Origin of the sequence: Staphylococcus sp. HGB0015, assembly GCF_000411275.1 — a bacterium.
Lineage (GTDB): Bacteria > Bacillota > Bacilli > Staphylococcales > Staphylococcaceae > Staphylococcus > Staphylococcus schleiferi.
Window position 1 is genome coordinate 997,626 of the sequence record NZ_KE150418.1, and the last position, 8,625, is coordinate 1,006,250.

At 43.2% G+C, this 8,625-nt stretch carries 1 protein-coding gene, 2 tRNA genes, 3 rRNA genes and 1 pseudogene; all 7 read left to right on the forward strand.

All coding sequences use genetic code 11. The annotated features are described in order from the left end of the window. Positions 1 to 84 precede the first annotated feature (84 nt). The 7 genes and pseudogenes from HMPREF1208_RS11205 (at position 85) to rrf (ending at position 8,361) form a co-directional block, all read left to right on the forward strand. Positions 85 to 2,235 (forward strand): Tex family protein, encoded by a 2,151-nt coding sequence (locus HMPREF1208_RS11205; RefSeq protein ID WP_016426493.1) that lies wholly within the window; start codon positions 85 to 87, stop codon positions 2,233 to 2,235. After that, a pseudogene (locus tag HMPREF1208_RS11210) lies at positions 2,228 to 2,683 on the forward strand (SprT family protein). Before HMPREF1208_RS11205 ends, HMPREF1208_RS11210 begins: the two are co-directional and overlap by 8 nt. 446 nt (positions 2,684 to 3,129) lie before the next feature. Next, positions 3,130 to 3,212, forward strand: a tRNA-Leu gene (locus HMPREF1208_RS11215). 21 nt (positions 3,213 to 3,233) lie between these two features. Then, positions 3,234 to 3,307, forward strand: a tRNA-Gly gene (locus HMPREF1208_RS11220). A gap of 135 nt (positions 3,308 to 3,442) precedes the next feature. After that, a 16S ribosomal RNA gene (locus HMPREF1208_RS11225) occupies positions 3,443 to 4,994 on the forward strand. Positions 4,995 to 5,245: 251 nt separating this feature from the next. Continuing rightward, positions 5,246 to 8,169 (forward strand): 23S ribosomal RNA (locus HMPREF1208_RS11230). A gap of 77 nt (positions 8,170 to 8,246) precedes the next feature. Continuing rightward, positions 8,247 to 8,361: ribosomal RNA gene (gene rrf / locus HMPREF1208_RS11235) — 5S ribosomal RNA — on the forward strand. The 16S, 23S and 5S rRNA genes sit together here with 2 tRNA genes alongside, the layout of an rRNA operon. Positions 8,362 to 8,625: the final 264 nt, after the last annotated feature.

Here is an 8,625-nt window from a genome sequence, read left to right on the forward strand (position 1 = left end):
TGAGTGCTTTGGATTAAACTATCAACTTTTAAATGTGAATGTTACAATAATGAAGAATGAGAAACGAGAAAGTGGGGATTTAACTTGACCAATCATTTTGTTCAAGACATACATAATAAATATCAATTTCCAATCAAACATATTAACGCTGTATTGCAGTTGTTAGAGGAGAAAAACACAGTACCTTTTATCGCGCGTTACCGAAAGGAAGTAACCGGTGGCCTAGATGAAGTTGAAATTAAACAAATAGCCGATGAATATCAATATATGGAAAATCTTCAAAAAAGAAAAGATGAAGTCATCCATAATATAGAGCAACAGGGCTTATTAACAGCTGAGCTAAAAAATGAAATCCAAAAGCAAACAAAATTGCAGCGTGTCGAAGATTTATATCGACCCTTCAAACAAAAGAAAAAGACACGTGCTACAGAAGCTAAAAGAAAAGGGTTAGAACCTTTAGCAGAGTGGCTATATCTACAACAACAAAATGCGAATATTGAGGAAAAAGCATCTGAATTTATCAATGATGAAGTATCTTCAGTTGAAGATGCATTGCAAGGTGCACAAGACATTATCGCTGAGAAAATAGCAGATCATCCGCAATATCGAAAACAAATTTTAAGTCAAACGCTAAAAACAGCGAATATTACTTCGCAGAAAAAGAAAAATGCGGAAGATGAAAAAGCGACATTTGAAATGTATTACGATTATCAAGAGCCACTACGCAAAGTCGCAAATCATCGTATATTAGCGATGAATCGTGGTGAATCAGAAAAAGTTTTACAAATTAAAATTGAAGCCAACCTTTTAGAGCTTACGCAAAATATTAAAAAGTTAGAACTTAAAGCGCAAAATGATTTAACAGCTTACGTTGAAAACGCAATTGATGACGCAATGAAACGTTTAATATTTCCTTCAATTGAAAGAGAAATTCGAGGCGATTTAACTGAGCGTGCCGAAACCCAAGCGATTCACTTATTTAGTGAAAATCTAAAAAGTCTGTTACTACAACCGCCATTAAAGAATAAACAAATTTTAGGGGTAGACCCAGCTTTTAGAACGGGTTGTAAATTAGCAGTGGTAAATCCTTATGGCACTTTCATAGAAAAATCGGTGATATATCCACACCCTCCAGTTTCGAAAATCAAAGAAGCTGAGCGCACATTTTTAGAAATAGTGAAAGCATTCCATATTGACTTGGTAGCAATAGGTAATGGTACAGCAAGTAGAGAAACAGAACAATTTGTTGCGAATATGATTCAAGAAAATCAACTTGACTTGAAATATATTATCGTCAATGAAGCGGGGGCTTCTGTTTACTCTGCATCAGACATTGCAAGAGCGGAATTTCCGGACTTTCAAGTAGAAGAAAGAAGTGCTGTGTCCATTGCGAGACGTGTTCAAGATCCTTTAAGTGAGCTTGTAAAAATTGATCCAAAATCTATTGGCGTTGGACAATATCAGCATGATGTAAATCAAAAAGCGTTAGGTGGCGCTTTAGATTTTGTGGTTGAAACGGCCGTAAACCAAGTCGGTGTTGATGTTAATACAGCGTCAAGTACGTTGTTACAGCACGTGTCAGGTTTATCTCGACAAATTGCTGAGAATATTGTTGCATATAGAGAAGAAAACGGTGCAATAACACATCATAAACAATTGAATAAAGTCAAACGTTTAGGTGCCAAAACATTTGAACAAAGTATCGGCTTTTTACGAATCGTCGAAGGCAAAGAACCACTTGATAATACAGCAATACATCCTGAAAGTTATCCTGCGACCTACCAGTTGTTAGAATTAGTCGGTTTAGAAATATCAGAAATTGGCAGTGCCAAAGCAATAGAAAAATTAAAGCAAGTTGGTATTGCAACGCAAGCCAATGCTTTAAATATTGGTGTTCCAACTTTAGAAGATATTATTAAGTCATTAATTGCGCCACATCGTGATCCAAGGGATGATTTTGAGACACCAGAACTCAAATCGGACGTTTTATCTATTGAAGACTTATCAAAAGGGATGAAACTGAATGGGACAGTTCGAAATGTTGTCGACTTTGGCGCTTTTGTAGATATTGGTGTGAAACAAGATGGGTTAGTTCATATTTCAAAATTAGCCAAAAAGTTTGTAAAACACCCAATGGACATCGTTAGTGTAGGAGATATTGTTGAAGTTTGGATAGAACAAATTGATCAACAAAAAGGAAAAGTTGCATTGACTATGATTAATCCTAATGAATAATCAAGAGCTACAAAAATTAACAGAAAGTATTGCAATGAATGATTTTAATCAGCCATTTCAACATCGAGTGTTCTTTAATAAACGACTCAGAACAACGGGTGGCAGATATATGTTAGAGTCGCATCATATTGAAATTAATCCGAAGCAATATGAAACATATGGCAAGCAAGCCTTAATAGATATTATTAAACATGAATTATGCCATTATTTTTTGCACATTGAAGGAAAAGGCTATCAACATAAAGATTGAGATTTTAAATTATTAGCTGAAAAGGTCAAGGCACCTCGTTTTTGTCAACCAATAGAAAGCTATCAATCTAGAGTTAAGTATGAATATCAATGTCTTTCATGCCAGACCAAATTTCAACGGATAAGAAGTGTAAATATCGAAAAAATGCGATGTGGAAAATGTGGAGGTCGTTTAAAATTATTACGTCAACGCAGATAACGTATGAACAGAGAGACTAAAGGCAATTCATGTAATCTGTAGACTAAAAATTTCAGAGTCCTGTATTGTCATAGGATAAAGATTTATGCAGTTTGAGATTTAAATTACACAGGCATTCAATCATTTCAAACCATTGATTAACAGTACTTATGTTAATCATCACAATGATTGAATGCTATTTTTGTTTTTTATAAAAATTTTGTTGACAAAAATGGACCACCTTATTATAATGAAAAAGTCGTCAAAACAAGAAGTTCTTTAAATGTTTTAAGAGAAAAAAATTGTTTGACATGGAACGAGTTGTGTAGTATTCTAAAATACGTCGCTAATTTAATGTGTTAAAGTAAGATGACAAACATTAAATTAATGTTAAAAAAGTGTTGACACTTATAAAAGCGTATTATATAATGAATAACGTTCTGAAAAAACCTATCGTTTGATTCCAAGCGGTCGTGGCGGAATGGCAGACGCGCTAGGTTGAGGGCCTAGTGGGAGAAATCCCGTGGAGGTTCAAGTCCTCTCGGCCGCATCAACCAATTTAATTTAATAAGCGGGTGTAGTTTAATGGCAAAACCTCAGCCTTCCAAGCTGGTGTTGTGGGTTCGATTCCCATCACCCGCTCCATTTAATCAAAATGAAATGAACATTGAAAACTGAATGACAATATGTCAACGTTAATTCCGATAATTTGAGTACTTCAACGTACTTTAAAGAGTGATTGACTTAATCAATCAAACGAGCTATATCAAGCTTACTTCTTTTATGGAGAGTTTGATCCTGGCTCAGGATGAACGCTGGCGGCGTGCCTAATACATGCAAGTCGAGCGAACGGACGAGGAGCTTGCTCCTTTGAAGTTAGCGGCGGACGGGTGAGTAACACGTGGGTAACCTACCTATAAGACTGGAATAACTCCGGGAAACCGGGGCTAATGCCGGATAACATGTTGAACCGCATGGTTCAACAGTGAAAGACGGTCTTGCTGTCACTTATAGATGGACCCGCGCCGTATTAGCTAGTTGGTGGGGTAACGGCCTACCAAGGCGACGATACGTAGCCGACCTGAGAGGGTGATCGGCCACACTGGAACTGAGACACGGTCCAGACTCCTACGGGAGGCAGCAGTAGGGAATCTTCCGCAATGGGCGAAAGCCTGACGGAGCAACGCCGCGTGAGTGATGAAGGTCTTCGGATCGTAAAGCTCTGTTGTTAGGGAAGAACAAATGTGTAAGTAACTGTGCACGTCTTGACGGTACCTAACCAGAAAGCCACGGCTAACTACGTGCCAGCAGCCGCGGTAATACGTAGGTGGCAAGCGTTATCCGGAATTATTGGGCGTAAAGCGCGCGTAGGCGGTTTTTTAAGTCTGATGTGAAAGCCCACGGCTCAACCGTGGAGGGTCATTGGAAACTGGAAAACTTGAGTGCAGAAGAGGAAAGTGGAATTCCATGTGTAGCGGTGAAATGCGCAGAGATATGGAGGAACACCAGTGGCGAAGGCGGCTTTCTGGTCTGCAACTGACGCTGATGTGCGAAAGCGTGGGGATCAAACAGGATTAGATACCCTGGTAGTCCACGCCGTAAACGATGAGTGCTAAGTGTTAGGGGGTTTCCGCCCCTTAGTGCTGCAGCTAACGCATTAAGCACTCCGCCTGGGGAGTACGGTCGCAAGACTGAAACTCAAAGGAATTGACGGGGACCCGCACAAGCGGTGGAGCATGTGGTTTAATTCGAAGCAACGCGAAGAACCTTACCAAATCTTGACATCCTTTGACCGCTCTAGAGATAGAGTTTTCCTCTTCGGAGGACAAAGTGACAGGTGGTGCATGGTTGTCGTCAGCTCGTGTCGTGAGATGTTGGGTTAAGTCCCGCAACGAGCGCAACCCTTGAGCTTAGTTGCCATCATTAAGTTGGGCACTCTAAGTTGACTGCCGGTGACAAACCGGAGGAAGGTGGGGATGACGTCAAATCATCATGCCCCTTATGATTTGGGCTACACACGTGCTACAATGGACAATACAAAGGGCAGCGAAACCGCGAGGTCAAGCAAATCCCATAAAGTTGTTCTCAGTTCGGATTGTAGTCTGCAACTCGACTACATGAAGCTGGAATCGCTAGTAATCGTAGATCAGCATGCTACGGTGAATACGTTCCCGGGTCTTGTACACACCGCCCGTCACACCACGAGAGTTTGTAACACCCGAAGCCGGTGGAGTAACCATTTTGGAGCTAGCCGTCGAAGGTGGGACAAATGATTGGGGTGAAGTCGTAACAAGGTAGCCGTATCGGAAGGTGCGGCTGGATCACCTCCTTTCTAAGGATAATATACGGAAATATCACCAACAGGTGATAGACGGAATTAACATGACATATTGTATTCAGTTTTGAATGCTCATTCATTTGAGGATTCAACGATTGTACATTGAAAACTAGATAAGTAAGTATAGATTTTACCAAGCAAAACCGAGTGACAAGCGAAAGCTTGAAACAAAATTATCGCTAGTCGTCGACAGACGACTCACATAATTAATAACTGGTGAATTGAGTGAAAGCTCAATCATAAAAGATTAAGTTATTAAGGGCGCACGGTGGATGCCTTGGCACTAGAAGCCGATGAAGGACGTTACTAACGACGATATGCTTTGGGGAGCTGTAAGTAAGCTTTGATCCAGAGATTTCCGAATGGGGGAACCCAGCACGAGTTATGTCGTGTTATCCGCATATGAATTCATAGTATGTGAGAAGGTAGACCCGGAGAACTGAAACATCTTAGTACCCGGAGGAAGAGAAAGAAAAATCGATTCCCTGAGTAGCGGCGAGCGAAACGGGAAGAGCCCAAACCAACAAGCTTGCTTGTTGGGGTTGTAGGACACTCTATACGGAGTTACAAAAGTATTTGTTAGACGAATAACCTGGAAAGGTTAATCAGAGAAGGTAATAATCCTGTAGTCGAAAACGAATACCCTCTTGAGTGGATCCTGAGTACGACGGAGCACGTGAAATTCCGTCGGAATCTAGGAGGACCATCTCCTAAGGCTAAATACTCTCTAGTGACCGATAGTGAACCAGTACCGTGAGGGAAAGGTGAAAAGTACCCCGGAAGGGGAGTGAAAGAGAACTTGAAACCGTGTGCTTACAAGTAGTCAGAGCCCGTTAATGGGTGATGGCGTGCCTTTTGTAGAATGAACCGGCGAGTTACGATCTGATGCAAGGTTAAGCAGAAAATGTGGAGCCGTAGCGAAAGCGAGTCTGAATAGGGCGAATGAGTATTTGGTCGTAGACCCGAAACCAGGTGATCTACCCTTGGTCAGGTTGAAGTTCAGGTAACACTGAATGGAGGACCGAACCGACTTACGTTGAAAAGTGAGCGGATGAACTGAGGGTAGCGGAGAAATTCCAATCGAACTTGGAGATAGCTGGTTCTCTCCGAAATAGCTTTAGGGCTAGCCTCAAGTGATGATTATTGGAGGTAGAGCACTGTTTGGACGAGGGGCCCCTCTCGGGTTACCGAATTCAGACAAACTCCGAATGCCAAATAATTTAACTTGGGAGTCAGAACGTGGGTGATAATGTCCATGTTCGAAAGGGAAACAGCCCAGACCACCAGCTAAGGTCCCAAAATATATGTTAAGTGGAAAAGGATGTGGCGTTGCCCAGACAACTAGGATGTTGGCTTAGAAGCAGCCATCATTTAAAGAGTGCGTAATAGCTCACTAGTCGAGTGACACTGCGCCGAAAATGTATCGGGGCTAAACATATTACCGAAGCTGTGGATTGTCCGTAGGACAATGGTAGGAGAGCGTTCTAAGGGCGTTGAAGCATGATCGCAAGGACATGTGGAGCGCTTAGAAGTGAGAATGCCGGTGTGAGTAGCGAAAGACGGGTGAGAATCCCGTCCACCGATTGACTAAGGTTTCCAGAGGAAGGCTCGTCCGCTCTGGGTTAGTCGGGTCCTAAGCTGAGGCCGACAGGCGTAGGCGATGGATAACAGGTTGATATTCCTGTACCACCAATATTCGTTTTAAGCGATGGGGGGACGCAGTAGGATAGGCGAAGCGTGCTGTTGGAGTGCACGTCCAAGCAGTAAGATTGAGTGTTAGGTAAATCCGGCACTCATTAAGATTGAGCTGTGATGGGGAGAGGAAATTGTTTCCTCGAGTCGTTGATTTCACACTGCCGAGAAAAGCCTCTAGCTAGAATATCGGTGCCCGTACCGCAAACCGACACAGGTAGTCAAGATGAGAATTCTAAGGTGAGCGAGCGAACTCTCGTTAAGGAACTCGGCAAAATGACCCCGTAACTTCGGGAGAAGGGGTGCTCTTTGGGGTTCACGCTCTGAAGAGCCGCAGTGAATAGGCCCAAGCGACTGTTTATCAAAAACACAGGTCTCTGCTAAACCGTAAGGTGACGTATAGGGGCTGACGCCTGCCCGGTGCTGGAAGGTTAAGAGGAGTGGTTAGCACAAGCGAAGCTACAAATCGAAGCCCCAGTAAACGGCGGCCGTAACTATAACGGTCCTAAGGTAGCGAAATTCCTTGTCGGGTAAGTTCCGACCCGCACGAAAGGCGTAACGATTTGGGCACTGTCTCAACGAGAGACTCGGTGAAATCATAGTACCGGTGAAGATGCCGGTTACCCGCGACAGGACGGAAAGACCCCGTGGAGCTTTACTGTAGCCTGATATTGAAATTCGGTACAGTTTGTACAGGATAGGTAGGAGCCTTAGAAGCGTGAGCGCTAGCTTACGTGGAGGCACTGGTGGGATACTACCCTAATTGTATTGGATTTCTAACCCGCAGCACTTATCGTGCTGGGAGACAGTGTCAGGCAGGCAGTTTGACTGGGGCGGTCGCCTCCTAAAGTGTAACGGAGGCGCTCAAAGGTTCCCTCAGAATGGTTGGAAATCATTCATAGAGTGTAAAGGCATAAGGGAGCTTGACTGCGAGACCTACAAGTCGAGCAGGGTCGAAAGACGGACTTAGTGATCCGGTGGTTCCGCATGGAAGGGCCATCGCTCAACGGATAAAAGCTACCCCGGGGATAACAGGCTTATCTCCCCCAAGAGTTCACATCGACGGGGAGGTTTGGCACCTCGATGTCGGCTCATCGCATCCTGGGGCTGTAGTCGGTCCCAAGGGTTGGGCTGTTCGCCCATTAAAGCGGTACGCGAGCTGGGTTCAGAACGTCGTGAGACAGTTCGGTCCCTATCCGTCGTGGGCGTAGGAAATTTGAGAGGAGCTGTCCTTAGTACGAGAGGACCGGGATGGACATACCTCTGGTGTACCAGTTGTCGTGCCAACGGCATAGCTGGGTAGCTATGTATGGACGGGATAAGTGCTGAAAGCATCTAAGCATGAAGCCCCCCTCGAGATGAGATTTCCCAACTTCGGTTATAAGATCCCTCGAAGATGACGAGGTAAATAGGTTCGAGGTGAAAGCGTAGTGATACGTGGAGCTGACGAATACTAATCGATCGAAGACTTAATCAAATTTGTTCATAAGGTTTTACTTGTGAATGTATACTTACTATCTAGTTTTGAATGTATAACATTCAAAAGCATTTTTGTTTGGTGACTATGGCAAAGAGGTCACACCTGTTCCCATGCCGAACACAGAAGTTAAGCTCTTTAGCGCTGATGGTAGTCGGACTGACGTTCCGCGAGAGTAGTACGTTGCCAAGCAGAAATAAACGCATAATTGGATGCGATGAGCGGCGTACATCCCGAAAGGTGAGAAATCATCTTTTGGGGTGTATTTTTATATGCTCTCAAAGTATGGGGGGCTGTTATCAACAGCGCTCTATGCAAGAGGATTGTGAGCATGCATGGCTCATTTTACGGCTGTATATTTTGGTTGTATATTTTTAACGGTTGGTGAAATATTCACTGACCGTTATTTTAATTTTTGATATTAAAAAAGCACAAATATCTCTATAATTGTAAGTG